Below are 15,527 nucleotides of genomic sequence, written 5' to 3' on the forward strand. Positions count from 1 at the left end.
CCCGAGCCCCGAAAAAGCACACATATTGTCGCTTAAGTCGACACGCCGAGAAAAGCACACATTTTGTCGCTTAACCCGTGTGTACCCCCAGTGCGTACCGGGCACCGCCCCGCACACGACAAAACCCCAGCTAAAACCGTGTTCTAGCTGGGGTTTTCATTGAGCCACCTGCGAGAATCGAACTCGCGACCTTCTCATTACGAGTGAGACGCTCTGCCGACTGAGCTAAGGTGGCAACGCTGCACAATATTACAGCACCGCCAAGAATCTACGAAACTGCCAGTTCAGCGGGCGTCACAGGCGAGGCGGATGCGGCCGAGCATCCCGTTGAACGCCACGACGGGGCTCACCTGCTGCTGGAGGCGCAGTCGACACTGGGCGATAGCGTCGAGGCACGCCACGAGCCCTTCGGGGCGGACTTTCTCGGCGAGTTCTGCGGCCAGCGGCTGGAAGTCGGGGTGGGTCAGTGAGACCTGGGCGTCGGATTGAACGGCGAGGGCATCACGGTAGATGCCAGCGAGGTCCACGAGGATGAGGTCGAAGACGTCGCGCTTGCGGCGGGTGCCGCGCGCTTTCTGGCTCGCCTCGAGCGCCTTGACGGAGGCGGACGCCCCGCGCAGCGCCTTCGCCGCTCCCCTGCCCTTCGCACCGACGCCGAGCGCCTGCTCGAGTTTGGCGCGCTCCTCGGCGTCCTCCTCGGCGTAGTCCTCGACGGCGGTTTTCTCAGTGGCCTTCACTAGGGAGGCGACGGCCTGGAAGGCCTGGGCGCCGTGGAAGACCAACTCGGCAAGGTTGATGGCTTGGGCGCGGCGAATCTGTACGGATTTGTCGTTGACCATCCGACGCGCGCGGCCCACGTGGCGCAGCGTGGTGGCGGCGGCCAGGCGGGCGTCGGACTCCGTGGCGCCCTCCTCCTGCATCAGGATGCGCACCACCTCGTCCTCGGAGGGCGCGGGGATATAGAGGTGCCGGCAGCGGGAGCGCAGCGTCTGGGAGAAGTCCTCCGGGTCCGTCGACGGCGCGCACAGGATAATCACGGTGTGGGCTGGGGGCTCCTCCACCGTTTTCAGCAGCGCGTCGGAGGCGTCCTGGCCGAGGCGGTCGGCGTTCTCGATGATGAGGACGCGCCAGGGGGCGACCGTCGGCATGCGGGCGGCCTGCGCGATGTACTCGCGGGTCTCCTTCACCTTAATCGTGAGTTCCTTGGGCACCACGTGCATGACGTCGGTGTGCTGGGAGGACAGCGCGTCGCGGCAGCCTTTGCAGCGCCCGCAGCCGATCTCGTCAGGGTCCGTGCACACCAGCGCAGCCGCGAACGCGAGCGCCGCGTTGGAACGCCCCGAACCGGGAGGCCCCGTGAACAGCCAGGAGTGCGTCATCGCGCGGGCATCGCCGATCCCCCGGGCGGCCGCGGCAGCGTTCATGATGACCTGCTGGACGGAGGGGGCGTCGGCAAGTAATTGACTCACGGTAGGCACAAGCCCCAAGCGTACAGCAGGGCGAAAACCCGCTAAAGTGTTACAGCATGGAACGATTCTGGCGCAGTTTCAAATGGCTGTGGGGCACCTCGTGGCCCCTCTACGCCGCAACTGTGCTCGGAACCAACGTGCTCGGCGCCGTGCTGATCATGCTGTTCGTGCGCTTCCTCATCCCCATGCGGGAGGTGCAGCAACTCAACATTCACGACGAAAGCCTCGGCTTCCTCGGCGCGGCCTACTTCTGCTTTGCCATCTTCGTGGGCATCGTGGTCACCTTCTTCCTGTTCCGGCCGGTGCTGGAGTGGCAGCTCAGTCCCGATGACCACGACCCAAACATGGTGCGCAACCTGGTCATGCGCATCCCGGTGCTGCAGACCGTGATCGTGGTCGGGGTGTGGGCCATCGGCATCATGATCATCACTGTGGCCGCCTGGCGCATCGACCACCAGCTGGCAATCGTGACCTTAGGGTCTACGTCGCTGGCGTGCTTCGTCACTGCCGTGATGACATATCTGCAGGCAGAGCGCCTGGTGCGGCCGGTGGCGGCGTCGGCACTCGCGCGGCGCTTCGAGGACTCCACCCTGGAGCCGCCGATCAAGCACCGCCTATACCTGACGTGGTTCACCACCTCCGCCGTGCCAATGTTCGGAGTGCTCGCCCTGTTCTTCGCGCAGCGCCACGGCTTCTTCTACAACCGCCCCGGCGAGCTCATGCCTGCCGTGCTCGCGCTGACGCTCACCGCACTGGCCACCGGCTTCATCGGCACTGCGTTCGCCATCATGAGCGTGGTGGACCCCATCAAGGAGCTGCAGGAAGCCATCAATAAGGTGCGCCGCGGGGAGCGTAACACCCAGGTCGACATTTACGACGGCTCCGAAATCGGCGTACTACAAGCCGGGTTCAACGAGATGATGCGCGGCCTCAACGAGCGCCAGCGCGTCCGAGACATCTTCGGCCGCTACGTCGGCACCGAGGTCGCCCAGAAGGCGCTCGAGGAGAAGCCGGAGCTCGGCGGGGAGGACCGCCGCGTGGCCGTCGTATTCATCGACGTGATCGGCTCCACCACCTTCGCCGTCAACCACACCCCGGAGCAGGTCGTGGCCGCGCTGAACAACTTCTTCGAGATCGTCGTTGAGGTGGTGCACCGCAATAAGGGCGTGATCAACAAGTTCCAGGGCGACGCCGCCCTGGCCGTGTTCGGCGCGCCCGTCTCCATCCACGACGCCGCCTCCCACGCTCTCCAGGCCGCCCGCGAACTCCGCCGCGAGCTGGCGGGCCTGGAACTGCAGGCAGGCATCGGGGTGGCCTCCGGGCACGTGGTCGCCGGCCACATCGGCGGCTCTGACCGCTTCGAATACACTGTGATCGGCGACGCCGTCAACGCCGCCGCCCGCCTCACCGAGCTGGCCAAGGACACCCCGGGCTGCGTGCTCACCAACGCCGCAACACTGCGCGCCGCCAACGAGGTCGAGCAGCAGCGCTGGACGCTGATGAAGTCCGTGGAGCTGCGCGGGCGCAACCGCATGACACAGCTGGCCCGCCCGGTGCGTTCCACCCTGGCGGACCGCTACTAGCCGCTACTAGCTCTTGGTGGCCTTCTTCGTCGCCTTCTTGCGCGTCGTCTTCTTCGTCGCCTTCTTCCGCGTGGCCTTACGCGCGGCCTTCTTGGCTGGCTTCGGGTTCTCCGCCTCGCGGGCCCGGCGCGCAGACAGCAGCTCGTTTGCGCGCTCGTCCGTCATGGTCTCCGGGGTATCGCCACGCTGGAGGGACGCGTTGGTGGTGCCGTCGGTGACGTACGGTCCGAAGCGGCCGTCCTTAATGGACATCGGCTTGCCGGAGACGTCGTTGTCCCCGAGCAGCTTCAGCGGCGCCTTCGCCGCCCCGCGTCCGCGGCGCTTCGGCTCCGCGTAGATACGGCGCGCCTCCTCCAGCGTGATGCTGAAGATCTGCTCCTCGCTGGCCAGGGAGCGCGAGTCGGAGCCCTTCTTCAGGTACGGGCCGTAGCGTCCGTTCTGCGCCGTGATCACTTCCCCATCGTCGACGCCCACCTCGCGCGGCAGGCTCAGCAGCTGCAGCGCCTGCTCAAGCGTGACCGAGGCCGGGTCCATCGACTGGAACAGGGACGCCGTCGCGGGCTTGAGCTGCTCCTCGACGAGCTCGGTCATGCGTTTTTCTTTCTGCTTCGCGGCCGTCTTGGTGTCCCAGTTCTTCTTCCGCTTGCCCTCTTCGGCGCGCTGCTTGTCCTCGGCGGCGCGCTCCTCGGCGATGACTTCCTCGGCGTGGGCTTGCGCCTTCTCCAGCTCGTCGTCGCCGAGTTTCTCGGTGACGTAGGGGCCGAAGCGGCCCTCCTTGGCCACTACCATGCGCCCGTTGGCTGGGTTCACGCCCAGCTCGCGGCCGGACTGCGGGGTGGCGAACAGCTTCTCCGCCAGTTCCAGGGTGACCTCGTCAGGTGTGGTCGCCTCAGGGATGTTGGCGCGCTGGTACTCCGGCTCACCGTCGGCGGTGACACCCACCTGGCGTTCCATGTACGGCCCGTAGCGGCCCACGCGCACGTTGACGGCGCGGCCTTCCGCGTCGTCGAAGAGTTTCAGGGAGTTGACCTGGCGGGCGTCGATACGTTCGAGGTTGTCCTCGATGATGTGCTTGAGGCCACCGCGGCGCGCAATCGCCTCGGCGGTGTTGTCGCTGGCGTCGGCGTCGCCGAAGTAGAAGCTGGTCAACCAGCGGGTGCGGTCCTCGTTGCCGTGCGCGATCTCGTCGAGCTCGTCCTCCATCGAGGACGTGAAGTCGTAGTCCACCAGGGCGTCGAAGTTGTTCTCCAACAGTCCAACCACAGAAAACGCCACCCAGCTAGGCACCAGCGCGTTGCCGCGGGAGAAGACGTAGCCGCGGTCCTGGATCGTCTTAATAATCGACGCATACGTCGACGGACGCCCAATCCCCAGGTCCTCCATCTTCTTCACCAGGCTCGCCTCGGTGTAGCGGGCCGGCGGGTTCGTGGAGTGCCCATCCGCCGAAATCGCGGTGGTCGGCAGCTCGTCGCCCGCGGTGAGCTGCGGCAAGTGCGTCTCGCTATCACGCGTATCCGAGTAGGCGCGCAACCAGCCCGGGAACGTAATCGTGCGGCCGGTTGCTGCGAACTCGGTATCGAAGTCACCCGCAACGGTCACCTTCGTGGAGTTCCCACGAGCGTTCTCCATCTGGGACGCCACCGTGCGCTGCCAAATCAGCTCGTAAAGCTTGAATTCCTCCGCGTCAAGCACCTTCGACAGCTGCCCCGGCGTAGCAAACCGCTCACCAGCAGGGCGGATCGCCTCGTGCGCCTCCTGCGAGTTCTTCACCTTCCGGTCATAGATACGCGGCTTGTCCGCCACGTACTCCGCACCGTAGAGCTCCGTCGCGGCAGCCCGCGCCGCCGACAGCCCCTGCTGCGAGAGCGACGTCGAGTCCGTACGCATATAGGTAATGTGGCCGTTCTCGTATAGGCGCTGCGCAATACGCATCGTTCGCGCCGACGTAAACCGCAGCTTCCGCCCGGCCTCCTGCTGCAAGGTGGACGTCATAAAGGGTGCGTACGGCTTGCGGCTATACGGCTTGTCCTCCACGCTGCTCACCGTCATCGAGGTGCCCTTCAGCGCCCCAGCAAGTTCCTCCGCCACCTGCTTATCGACGACCACAACCCCCTCAGCCGACCCCTTCAGCCGACCGCGATCATCAAAGTCCTTCCCCTGCGCAATCCGCGAACCATTAATCGCCACAAGCTTCGCATCAAATGCGGTGCCCCCACCGTACGTCGCGGTCACATCCCAGTACTCCGCCGGGATAAACGCCATGCGCTCGCGCTCACGTTCCACGATCACGCGCGTCGCTACCGACTGCACACGACCCGCCGACAACCTCGGCATGACCTTCTTCCACAACACCGGAGAGACCTCGTAGCCATACAACCGGTCCAGGATGCGGCGGGTCTCCTGGGCGTCGACAAGATCCATATCCAGCTCGCGGGTATTCTCCGCAGCCTCCCGAATCGCCGACTCCGTAATCTCGTTGAACACCATGCGCTCCACCGGAACCTTCGGCTTCAACGTCTCCAACAAGTGCCACGCGATCGCCTCACCCTCGCGGTCCGGGTCTGTCGCCAGCAGCAGCCTGTCCGCCTGCTTCAACTTCGCACGAAGATCAGTGACCTTCTTCTTCTTGTCAGGACTGACAACATATATAGGTGCAAACCCAGACTCCGGATTCACACCCAACTTCGCCCACGGTTCCTTCTTGTACTTCGCGGGGATGTCAGCAGCACGGCCCGGAAGATCACGAATGTGCCCCACGGAAGCTTCCACAATGTAGTCACTTCCCAGATACTTCTGGATCTTCTTCGCCTTCGTCGCGGACTCCACGATGACGAGGGTCTTGCCGTCTTCAGCCACGCTTCGTGACACCTCACTTCAAGAACTATGTTCGTTAACTCACATAAGTTGTATCAGACAATCAAATAGCAACCCTACAACTCTCCGTTTTCACCCCCACCAACTACACTGAACCCCCATGAGCACCATCGGGCACCCAAGGAGGTAAAACCCCAGATGATCGACTCCCTCATCGGCTTCCTCCACACCCTGATGGGCACACCCCTCTTCTACCCACTTGTCGTACTCCTCATCCTCGGCGACGCGCTGATCCCCCTCATCCCCTCCGAAACCGTCCTCAACCTCTCCGGCGCCTTCTCCGCTTCCGAAGGCGTCCCCAACGCGTGGGGCATCATCGGCGCCGCAATCATCGGCGGCATCATCGGCGACAACATCTGCTTCATCCTCGGCGGCCGCCTCATCCACGTCGTCGACCGCCTCGACCCCGAATCCAAAGCCGGCCAAGCCATCGACTGGGTGCGCCGCAACATGAACCGCGGCGCCGGCATTACCGTCCTCGTCGCCAGGTTCCTTCCCTGGGCCAGGTGGGTCGCCACGATCGTGCTGGGCAGCGTGCGATACAACTGGTTCGCGTTCTTCCTCTACGACACGATCGGCGTCATCATCTGGGCCTGCCTCTCCGTCGGCCTCGGCTACGCCGGCGGCTCCCTCCTTTCCGACTTCCCCCTCCTCGGCATGATCGTCGGCATCGCCCTCGGCGCCCTCGTTGGCTGGATCATGCAGCGCATTCAGTCCTACATCTTCGAACTTTTCGACGTCCGGCGCGGCGTCTCCGCCGTGTAGGTCTTGCTTGCGCGCGTGCTTGTGCGCGTGCTGCGCTGCCCTGCTGCTGCGCTGCGCACCAAATTCCTTGTTTTGCACTGGGGCCTCAGCGTTTCCCCAGGTCACATGGTGTGCGTGCCGGAATTTGGTGTCTACTGCCCCAAGCCTGACACCAAATTCCCGCTTTTCACCAAGGACCCTCGGCGTTTCCCCAGGTCGCAAACCTCGCCCAAAGGAATCTGGTGCGCGGGCAACACCAGCAAAGCAAAAGCCCCGGCCGAAACCGGGGCTGCTTGCTCAGTAAACCGTCCTACTCGACGCCCACCATCACATAGGACGCCTTGATCACGGCATATGCCTCCTGGCCAACCTTGAGGCCAAGGTTTTCAACAGACGCCTTGGTGATATCGGAAGTAATGGTCAAACCACCTGCAACCTCGATGTGCACAATCGCGTTGACTGCGCCTTCTTCGATAGCGGTGATGGTTCCCTTGAGCTGATTACGTGCGCTAAGTTTCATACGTGCAAGTATAACGCCGAATTCTGGGGTGCATCATGGGCCACGTGCACCAAATTCCGGCTTTCACCAAGGGCCCTCGGCGTTTCCCCAGGTCACGGATGCTGAGTGTAGGAATGTGGTGTCTACTGCCCCGAGCCTGACACCAAATTCCCTCTTTCGAGAGAAACCGGCAACGTTTCCCCAGGTCGCAACCCTCGCCCCTAGGTGGCAGGCTGGTTGTGGGCCAGAACCCGAAGGAGGTCCACACCCATGCCCCCACACGATATTCCCCCGCTGATCCCCAAGCCACCAGAGAAGGATTGGGCAGATTACAACACCAACCCCGACCCCGACAAGACTCGTAAACGTCGGCGTGCAAGCATGCTTTCTGCACGCGATGTGCTGGCGTTGCCGACTGTCACGCTTGCACCCGGTGCCACGCTTGCTGATAGTGAGTTGGTCATGCCGGATGCTGCGGCAGTCGTGTTTATCCCCAACACTGAAGATCGCGGGATTGTCACCTATAGCGATACCCAGAAACAGCAGATGGTCAGGATCTATCACCAACTACCGTACGGGACAAAGAAGGTTTGGCTGGCCCGTCACGACATGGACGCATCACGAGTGATTCGGTGGATGAAGCGGTTTGATCTTGGCACGTTTACCCAGCAACAACGCGCCGCAGTCTATACCGGGGCAACTACCCCTGTACCGGTGGTGTTAGACGCTGAAGCAATCATCTCACTTGTCCACCAGTATGTGGCTGCCCCGCATGGGACAAAACAAGCCTTGCTGGATAAACACGGTATCTTGCAGTCAGCGATGCATGGCTGGATCGAGAAAGTCGCAAACGGCACGATTGCCCACTACACGCACACAAGAAAGGCAGAACCCTTGAACACCCCCAAGGCCACCAACAACGACATGGTCACCATTACCCGCAAGGAATACAACGCACTACAACGAGAAAACGCCAAGCTGCGCAAAGAAAACAAGCTGTGGAAGGACACCAGTGATGTACTGGGAAAAGCTATAGCGTCTCTGCCAGAAAACACTGGCGGGGACTCAAACGTGGCGGGAAAATCCTCACAGGCGAACAAACACAACGCTATGAGGCAGGCCTACAACAAGAAAACGAGCTAATCGAAGCACTCGTTGGTATCGGGCACTCAATGAGGAAAGCCTGCAATGTGTTAGGCGTGGCCCGTTCCAGGCGGTATTACCAGGACAATCCTCGCCCGAAGAAGCAAGATCCGATCCCGCATCACAAACGCAACATCAAACGCTTAACCGATGCGCAAGTCAACGACATTTTGGCCTTGTTAGATGCTAATCCGTATTCGAGTGTGGATGATGTCTTCTACCACGCATTGAACAATGGGTGCTATATCGCCAGCTTGCGTAGCTTCTACCGGGTCGCCAAAGCACACGGCAAACTCTTATCACAACGCCACGGCACACGCAGAACACGCCCACGGCGTGCACGCGGCAACAACCAGCCCCCACATGTTGAAGCACACCGGCCAGGTCAAGTGCTGTGCTGGGATATCACCTATCTTCCAGGCAAGTACACAAACCAGTACTACGCCTGCCATACCGCAATCGATCTGTATTCCCGTGCTGTTGTCGGCGCAGTTGTTGCCCACCACGAAGATTCCCGCGTGGCACGACATATGTTTGAAGAAATCTTTGCCGCACACCCTGATGTCGACACGGTGCACTCCGATAACGGGGCAGCGATGACCAGTCGCAGCCTTGGCAGACTTTTTGATGCCCACCAGGTCAAACGCTCCTTCAGCAGGCCGTCGATTAGTAACGATAATCCGCATATGGAGTCGTTGTTTCACACCATGAAAGGTATGGCCTACTACCCGAGGGCTTTTGCCAGCATTAAACATGCAGCGGCCTGGGTTGATGAGTTTACAACGTTGTATAACCACCGGCCCCACAGTGGGATTAATGGGTACACACCGCAAAGCGTGCTAGACGGCACGTGGCAAAAGCTGGAGGCTAACCGGCGAAGTGCCGTCGAGCAAGCCCTTGCTGATGGGGTAATTACCGCGCGACCGAAAACACCGATTGGGTTGCCTGAGAAAGTCACGATTATCCGCACGACAAGTAAAACGGCGCCGACGCCGCGTGCATTGATGATGCATTGTTAACCATGAATCTGGCCCACAACCACTTGACACAGAGCGCGCGTAAGGGAATTTGGTGCGCGGGCAACATCAGCAAAGCAAAACCCCGGCCGGAGCCGGGGCGTGCACCTATATAGATTAGAGAGCGGTGACCTGCTGGGCCTGTGGGCCCTTGGCGCCCTCGCCGATTTCGAACTCGACCTTCTGGTTCTCCTCGAGGGTGCGGAAGCCGCTGCCCTGGATCTCGGAGTAGTGGACGAAGACGTCGGCGGAGCCGTCGTCTGGAGCGATGAAGCCGAAGCCCTTTTCTGCGTTAAACCACTTCACGATGCCTGTAGCCATTGGTGTGTTCCCTTTCAAAAGATGGATAAATGAAGCCGTCCACCAGGGCTGATGTCCTGGCGCCCGCGTAAACAATCCCTCGCGAGCACCGTTGAAGGCGCGCACAAAATTTGTTACTGCCAACCAGTGTGCCACAAACTGGCATACTTTGCTGTGTCATGAAGCAGGATTTTTGTTCTTTTGGGGGCGAGCTCGTTCGCGGGCTTCGCGAGCAGTTCCCCCACTCCACGATCACGCACGTGGAGGAGGTTCCGGCGCGCCCGGCCGAGTACGGCGAGTGGCCCGAGTGGGTGCATCCGGCGCTGCGTCACGCGCTGGAGGAGCGCGGTGTGCAGCGGCTGTTTCGCCATCAGCAGCAGTGCGCCGAGGCGGCCTGGCGGGGTGAGGACGTTGTGGTGGCGACGGGGACGTCGTCAGGTAAGTCGTTGGGGTATCAGCTGCCGGTGCTGTCGGCGTTGGCGGCGGACGAGCGGGCGTGCGCGCTCTACATCACGCCGACGAAGGCGTTGGGGTCGGATCAGCTGCAGGCGACACTTGCCTTGACGAAGGATCTGCCTGGGATTACGCCGGCGCCGTATGACGGTGATACGCCGGTTGATGCGCGGCGTGCGATTCGCGATCAGTCGCGGTTCGTGTTCACGAATCCGGATATGTTGCACGCGAGCATCCTGGGTTCGCACGAGCGATGGGCGCGCCTGTTGCGCCACCTGCGTTTCGTTGTTGTGGATGAGTCGCACACTTATCGGGGGGTGTTTGGCGCCAATGTGTCCCTCGTTTTTCGACGCCTGCTTCGCCTCGCCCGCGCGTACGGTTCAGAGCCGACGTTGGTGTTTGCGTCGGCGACGTCGGCAGCCCCGGCGGAGCACGCGGAGCTGCTGTGTGGCAGGCCGGTTCGGGCGGTGGATGTGGATACGGCGCCGACGGGCGAGCGCACCGTGGTGTTGTGGGAGCCGGGTTTCATCGAGGGCGCGGAGGGTGAGCACGGCGCCCCGGTGAGGTACGCGGCGACGACGGAGGCGGCGTCGATAATGGGCTGGTTGGTGCGTGAGGGGGCGCGGACTTTGACGTTTGTGCGTTCGCGGCCGGCGGCGGAGATTGTGGCGATGCGCGCGCAGGAGGATTTGAGTGCTGCGGGGCGGCCGGATTTTGCGCGGCGGATCGCGGCGTATCGGGCGGGCTATCTGGCGGAGGACCGTCGTGCGCTGGAGCGCGCCCTGGACGAGGGCGACATCCTGGGCATGGCCACGACGAACGCGCTCGAGCTGGGAATCGACGTCGGCGGGCTCGACGCCGTGGTGATGGCGGGCTATCCGGGTACGGTGGCGTCGTTTCGGCAGCAGGCGGGCCGGGCGGGACGCCGCGGGCAGGGCTCACTGGTGGTGCTCGTTGCCCGCGACGAGCCGATGGATGCCTTCCTGGTGCACCACCCCGCGGCGCTGCTGGGACGCCCGGTGGAGCGCAGCGTGTTCAACCCGTCGAACCCGTACATCCTGCGCGGCCACCTCTACCACGCAGCACACGAGCGCCCGCTGACCTCGAAGGACGTCGACGACTTCGGCGCCCACGACGTGGTGGAGCAGATGTGCGAGGAGGGCCTGCTGCGCAAGCGTCCCCGCGGCTGGTTCCCGGCGCCCGACGCTGAGGTGACCGTCTCTATCCGCGGCGGTGCTGGTGCCGAGGTGATGATCGTGGACGTCAGCGACGGCCGCCTCCTGGGCACCGTCGATGCCGCCCGCGCACTCACCCAGGTCCACGAGGGCGCCGTGTATGTGCACCAAGGAGAGCACTTCGTGGTGCAGGAACTCAACCTGGACGACTACGTGGCCCTCGTAGAGCCCGCGCAGCCGGACTACACCACCCGCGCCCGTTCCACGACGGACATCCGCATCCTGGGCGAGGCCCACGAGACCCGCCAACTGGCTAAGGGTGTGTGGGTGGCCAGCGTGGACGTCGAGGTCACCGACCGCGTCACCGGCTACGTTGTCCGCCTGGCGGACGGCTCGGTCAGCGAACACATCCCACTGGACCTGCCCGCGCAACACCTGGAAACCCGCGCGGTCGCATACACGATCGACCCGCTGGTCCTGGACTCCCTGGGCATCAGCGCGGGCGAAGTGCCCGGCGCGCTACACGCGGCGGAGCACGCAGCAATCGGGCTGCTGCCCCTCATCGCGACGTGCGACCGCTGGGACATCGGCGGCGTATCGACAGCCCTCCACCAAGACACACTGCTCCCCACCGTATTCGTCTACGACGGCCACCCCGGCGGCGCCGGCATGAGCGACGAAGGCTTCGCCCGCTTCCACACGTGGATCACCGCCACCTACGGCGCGGTGGAGTCCTGCCCGTGCGAGCACGGCTGCCCGTCCTGTATTCAGTCGCCGAAGTGCGGCAACGGGAACCAGCCGCTGGATAAGCAGGCGGCGCTGAAGGTGCTGGGGCTCCTGAGCAAGGTGTCATCCGTGGACGCGGAAAACCGGGAATTTGGTGCATAGATCGGGGAGCGAGTGACAAAGGACGCAATCCGGTCGGCCGAATCCGGCAAAAGCCCAGGTCGCGAAAAGTGGGTTGCGTCCTTTGCCACTCGGTTCTGCTGGGGTGACACCAAATCCCTTTGCGCAGGGGTCGCGACCTGGGGAAACGCCACGGCGCCATCCCGAAAAGCGGGATTTTGGTGCACACCTTGTTGCAGCACGCACCAAATCCCATCACAGCCCCTAGCGAGCGGAAATGCTATCCTTTACCTCGAAAGCCCCGGAACGATCCCTGCACTACGAAAGTAGGAGTAAATCGCCGGGGTTATTGATTTTCCAGCTTAATCGTAGTCCTTTTGATTGATACACTGCGGGGCATGGATAAACGCACACTCCGCATGTGGATCCCGAACCAGCACGGCGCGTGGGCGATGGCACTCACCCCCGCCATTGTGGGGACCCTCGGCGTCGCGTTCGGCACCGAGCGCTTCCCGGCCGCGATCGTGTGGTTGTTGATTGCGTGGTTAATTGGATATTGCGCGTTCTTCGCATTTGGGCAGGCAGCGCGGGCGCGCACGGTGGAGCGGCGTCGCCAGTACATGCCGCCGGTACTCACCTACGGAGCAATCTCCCTGGTCGCGGTAGCGATCGTGGTCATGCAGGACCACTCAGTGCTCAGGTGGGCGTGGTGCTACGCCCCGCTGGTGGGCATCGCGGTGTGGGAAACGCTGCAACGCAGGCCGCGCTCGCTGGCCAGTGGCTCAGCGACGACGGTCGCCTCCGCACTACTGGTCGCGGTGATCGCGCACCTAGCCGGGTTGCCGACTGGCTGGTCCAGCCCGGCGATTGTCGCGACGACGTTTTTGGCGCTCTACTTCACCGGGACGGTGCCGCTGGTCAAGACAATGGTGCGTGACCGCGGCAGCAGCGCCATGTTGGCGTTCAGTATCGGCTACCACGTGGTGGCAATCGTGGTGATGGTCGTATATACCGTCCTTGTTGGGTTCGGTTGGTGGATGGTTGCGGTACTAGTGCTGGCGCTGGCTCGCGCGGTGTACTTCCCGCTCAGCGCGCGTCGCGGAAAGCGGTGGACTGCCAAGGACATCGGCAAGGCGGAGGTTGTGCCGTGCGTCCTGGCGGCGCTCGCGGCACTTGGGGTGCTGCTCACCGGATAAACCCGCGCTAGACCGATCGGGGCAGGGTATATCAAAAATCTTCCGCTTCTCTGGCGGTAAAGCTGGGATACTGTAGTTTATGCCCTCTCGGAAAATTCTCCTTCGCCCAGAATATGGTCATCCAAGCTCGTTATGGCCGTCTAAAGAACTAGTAGTCTCTGAGCCTAAAAACCTAGGGTTCTATCTTCCTGAGGAGATAGGGATTAAGCCAGCTTTAGGAAACGAAATCCTTGAGTGGACGAGGGAATTTCAGGATAATTTTCTCGAGAAACCCGATAGCTTTCATCAGCGCCCGCGCTGGAAAGACCAATTCGATAGATTTCAATGGTATGACGCGGGCTGGGATATCACGTACGCCTTGAGAGATTCATTCCCATCGACGCAGATCATTCCCCGGTTTTCGCAATTTGTTTTTTCCATCAATGAGCGAAGAGAGAATTTCGGAAAGCAGCCACTATGCCTTCCCGGGGACGAACGGGAAGGGTACGTGTCCATCAAGGAATGTCGGGAATAACGAAGAATTGTGGATCGCGCCGTCTGGAACAAATCTTGCGAACCAAAACTTACTGGGGTCACCCTCGTTTAGCGGACACCCATGATGCGTCCGTTCGAGCGTGGTCATTCGGGAGCCAACAACGCAGGAAATACACGGCAGAGTACCAGGACACCGTTCTCTTCTGTCCCGCACGGTTGTTAGAATGACGCCATGATTACAGGCGCACTAAAGTCCCAGGTAGACCGCATTTGGGACGCTTTTTGGTCCGGCGGCATCTCCAACCCGATCACCGTCATCGAACAGTTCACCTACCTGCTCTTCATGCGCCAACTCGACGAGCGCCAAGCACAAGCCGAGTTCCTCGCCAACACACTGGGTGCGCAGCCGGATGACACCCAAATATTTTACGACGCCACCCACGACCACCTGCGCTTTTCCAAGTTGTTGGCCGTCGACTCACCCGAGGCACGCTTCGCCGCCTTCCGCGAGGGGTTCGACTACATCAAACAACTCGGCGCCGCACGTGACAGCGGGTTTGTCACCCACATGAAAGACGCGGCGTTCCTGATCCCGAACCCGGCAACACTGACAACAGTGGCGACGATGATCGCAAAGCTGGAATTCTCCAATAAGGACATGACGGGCGACTTGTACGAGTACATGTTGTCCAAACTGGCCACCGCCGGCACGAACGGACAGTTCAGGACACCAAGCCACATCATCGAACTGATCGTGGCGCTGACTGAGCCGACAATCACCGACCGGCTCATCGACCCAGCCTGCGGCACCGCAGGCTTCCTCGCCGCCACCAGCGAATACCTGCGTGATGATTTCAAAAACGCCACCAAACTGCAGCGCGAGCAGTACCTCGCCTGCGGCCTGACCGGATTCGATTTCGATTCCACCATGGTGCGCATCGCCGCGATGAACATGGTCATGCACGGCTTTAGCGACCCGAACATCTCCTACCTTGACTCCCTGCAGGAGCTGGCGCCAGAGCGGCTTGAAGCGTTCGATGTGCTGCTGGCGAACCCACCGTTTGCGGGCTCGATTAACCAGGACATTTTGGATCCGGAGTTGGCGTCGATAAAGACGAAGAAGACGGAGCTGCTGTTCATCGCGAGGTTTTTGACCTTGCTGAAGCTGGGCGGCAGGGCGGCTGTCGTTGTGCCGGAGGGTGTGCTGTTCGGCTCGACGCGCGCGCACAAAACGCTGCGCAAAGAGCTTGTGGACAACCAGAAAATCGACGGCATCATCAAACTGCCCTCCGGCGCGTTTAAGCCGTACACCGGCGTGTCCACCGCCATCGTGTGCTTCACCCGCACCGACTCGCCGGGCCAAAATGAGCACATCTGGTTCTACGACATCACCGCCGACGGCCGCTCCCTCGACGACAAACGCACCCCACTGCTCGCCGAGGAACTGCTCGGCCCCTGGCCCGCTACTCCACTTGACGACGACCAGCTGCGCCTCAACAACCTGCCCGACGTTGTGGCGCGCTTCCACAACCAGGCCGCCGAACAAGACCGTGCGCGTACCGAAGCGTCGTTTACCGTACCCGTCGACGAGATCCGCGAGGCGGACTACGACTTGTCGATGAACCGGTACAAAGAAATCGTCTTCGAAACCGAGGAAACCCGCGACCCGAAAGACATCCTCGCCGACATCGACGCCCTCGACGCCCAAATCGCCACCGCCATGAGCACGCTCAAGGGGCTGATCTAGATGGGGTG

11 protein-coding genes and 1 tRNA gene are annotated in these 15,527 nt (G+C 62.1%); 7 read left to right on the forward strand and 5 right to left on the reverse strand.

Going from position 1 to position 15,527, the window contains the following annotated elements:
- Positions 1–162 precede the first annotated feature (162 nt).
- Both QP802_RS10695 and QP802_RS10700 read right to left on the reverse strand, forming a co-directional pair.
- A tRNA-Thr gene (locus QP802_RS10695) sits at positions 163–235 on the reverse strand.
- Positions 236–284: 49 nt separating this feature from the next.
- Positions 285–1,478, reverse strand: a complete 1,194-nt coding sequence (locus QP802_RS10700; protein ID WP_284818795.1) for a DNA polymerase III subunit delta' — start codon at positions 1,476–1,478, stop codon at positions 285–287.
- A 47-nt stretch (positions 1,479–1,525) separates the two neighbouring features.
- Between QP802_RS10700 and QP802_RS10705 the strand changes: the two genes are divergently transcribed.
- Entirely contained in the window at positions 1,526–3,052 is a 1,527-nt protein-coding gene (locus tag QP802_RS10705; RefSeq protein ID WP_070975175.1) for an adenylate/guanylate cyclase domain-containing protein, read from the forward strand.
- Positions 3,053–3,058: 6 nt separating this feature from the next.
- On the opposite strand, the gene topA is transcribed toward QP802_RS10705, so the two are convergent.
- The gene (topA, locus tag QP802_RS10710; RefSeq protein ID WP_284818797.1) at positions 3,059–5,908 is read right to left on the reverse strand and encodes a type I DNA topoisomerase; all 2,850 of its coding nucleotides are present in this window, start codon (positions 5,906–5,908) and stop codon (positions 3,059–3,061) included.
- 156 nt (positions 5,909–6,064) lie between these two features.
- Here topA and QP802_RS10715 point away from each other — a divergent pair, with 156 nt between their 5' ends.
- Positions 6,065–6,691 carry a DedA family protein gene (locus QP802_RS10715; protein ID WP_284818799.1) on the forward strand — a complete coding sequence of 209 codons (627 nt, stop codon included), beginning with the start codon at positions 6,065–6,067 and terminating at the stop codon, positions 6,689–6,691.
- Between the two features lie 289 nt (positions 6,692–6,980).
- Here the strand turns inward: QP802_RS10715 and QP802_RS10720 are convergent, their stop codons facing one another.
- Positions 6,981–7,190, reverse strand: coding sequence for a TOBE domain-containing protein (locus tag QP802_RS10720; protein ID WP_284818800.1), 210 nt, complete (start codon positions 7,188–7,190; stop codon positions 6,981–6,983).
- Between the two features lie 249 nt (positions 7,191–7,439).
- Between QP802_RS10720 and QP802_RS10725 the strand changes: the two genes are divergently transcribed.
- Together QP802_RS10725 and QP802_RS10730 are read left to right on the forward strand one after the other, a co-directional pair.
- Complete coding sequence (locus tag QP802_RS10725) at positions 7,440–8,312, forward strand: hypothetical protein (RefSeq protein WP_284818802.1); 873 nt, start codon at positions 7,440–7,442, stop codon at positions 8,310–8,312.
- A gap of 47 nt (positions 8,313–8,359) precedes the next feature.
- A complete protein-coding gene (locus tag QP802_RS10730) occupies positions 8,360–9,331 on the forward strand; it encodes a DDE-type integrase/transposase/recombinase (RefSeq protein WP_284818805.1) in 972 nt (323 codons plus the stop codon).
- Positions 9,332–9,445: 114 nt separating this feature from the next.
- Here the strand turns inward: QP802_RS10730 and QP802_RS10735 are convergent, their stop codons facing one another.
- Positions 9,446–9,649 carry a cold-shock protein gene (locus QP802_RS10735; protein ID WP_070363240.1) on the reverse strand — a complete coding sequence of 68 codons (204 nt, stop codon included), beginning with the start codon at positions 9,647–9,649 and terminating at the stop codon, positions 9,446–9,448.
- A gap of 158 nt (positions 9,650–9,807) precedes the next feature.
- On the opposite strand from QP802_RS10735, the gene QP802_RS10740 reads away from it, so the two are divergent.
- From QP802_RS10740 to QP802_RS10750, 3 genes are all read left to right on the forward strand, one after another.
- A complete protein-coding gene (locus QP802_RS10740; RefSeq protein WP_284818807.1) occupies positions 9,808–12,144 on the forward strand; it encodes a DEAD/DEAH box helicase in 2,337 nt (778 codons plus the stop codon).
- A 356-nt stretch (positions 12,145–12,500) separates the two neighbouring features.
- Entirely contained in the window at positions 12,501–13,298 is a 798-nt protein-coding gene (locus QP802_RS10745; RefSeq protein WP_284818809.1) for a YwiC-like family protein, read from the forward strand.
- A gap of 706 nt (positions 13,299–14,004) precedes the next feature.
- Positions 14,005–15,519 (forward strand): class I SAM-dependent DNA methyltransferase, encoded by a 1,515-nt coding sequence (locus QP802_RS10750; protein ID WP_284818810.1) that lies wholly within the window; start codon positions 14,005–14,007, stop codon positions 15,517–15,519.
- Positions 15,520–15,527 lie beyond the last annotated feature (8 nt).

Origin of the sequence: Corynebacterium sp. UMB10119B (assembly GCF_030228125.1) — a bacterium.
Lineage (GTDB): Bacteria > Actinomycetota > Actinomycetes > Mycobacteriales > Mycobacteriaceae > Corynebacterium > Corynebacterium pseudogenitalium.

Excerpts from the sequence above, each read along its gene's own strand:
- QP802_RS10705 (WP_070975175.1), top strand. The coding sequence starts at position 1,526 with ATGGAACGATTCTGGCGCAGTTTCAAATGGCTGTGGGGCACCTCGTGG.
- QP802_RS10715 (WP_284818799.1), top strand. The coding sequence starts at position 6,065 with ATGATCGACTCCCTCATCGGCTTCCTCCACACCCTGATGGGCACACCC.
- QP802_RS10720 (WP_284818800.1), bottom strand. The coding sequence starts at position 7,190 with ATGAAACTTAGCGCACGTAATCAGCTCAAGGGAACCATCACCGCTATC.
- QP802_RS10725 (WP_284818802.1), top strand. The coding sequence starts at position 7,440 with ATGCCCCCACACGATATTCCCCCGCTGATCCCCAAGCCACCAGAGAAG.
- QP802_RS10735 (WP_070363240.1), bottom strand. The coding sequence starts at position 9,649 with ATGGCTACAGGCATCGTGAAGTGGTTTAACGCAGAAAAGGGCTTCGGC.
- QP802_RS10740 (WP_284818807.1), top strand. The coding sequence starts at position 9,808 with ATGAAGCAGGATTTTTGTTCTTTTGGGGGCGAGCTCGTTCGCGGGCTT.
- QP802_RS10745 (WP_284818809.1), top strand. The coding sequence starts at position 12,501 with ATGGATAAACGCACACTCCGCATGTGGATCCCGAACCAGCACGGCGCG.
- QP802_RS10750 (WP_284818810.1), top strand. The coding sequence starts at position 14,005 with ATGATTACAGGCGCACTAAAGTCCCAGGTAGACCGCATTTGGGACGCT.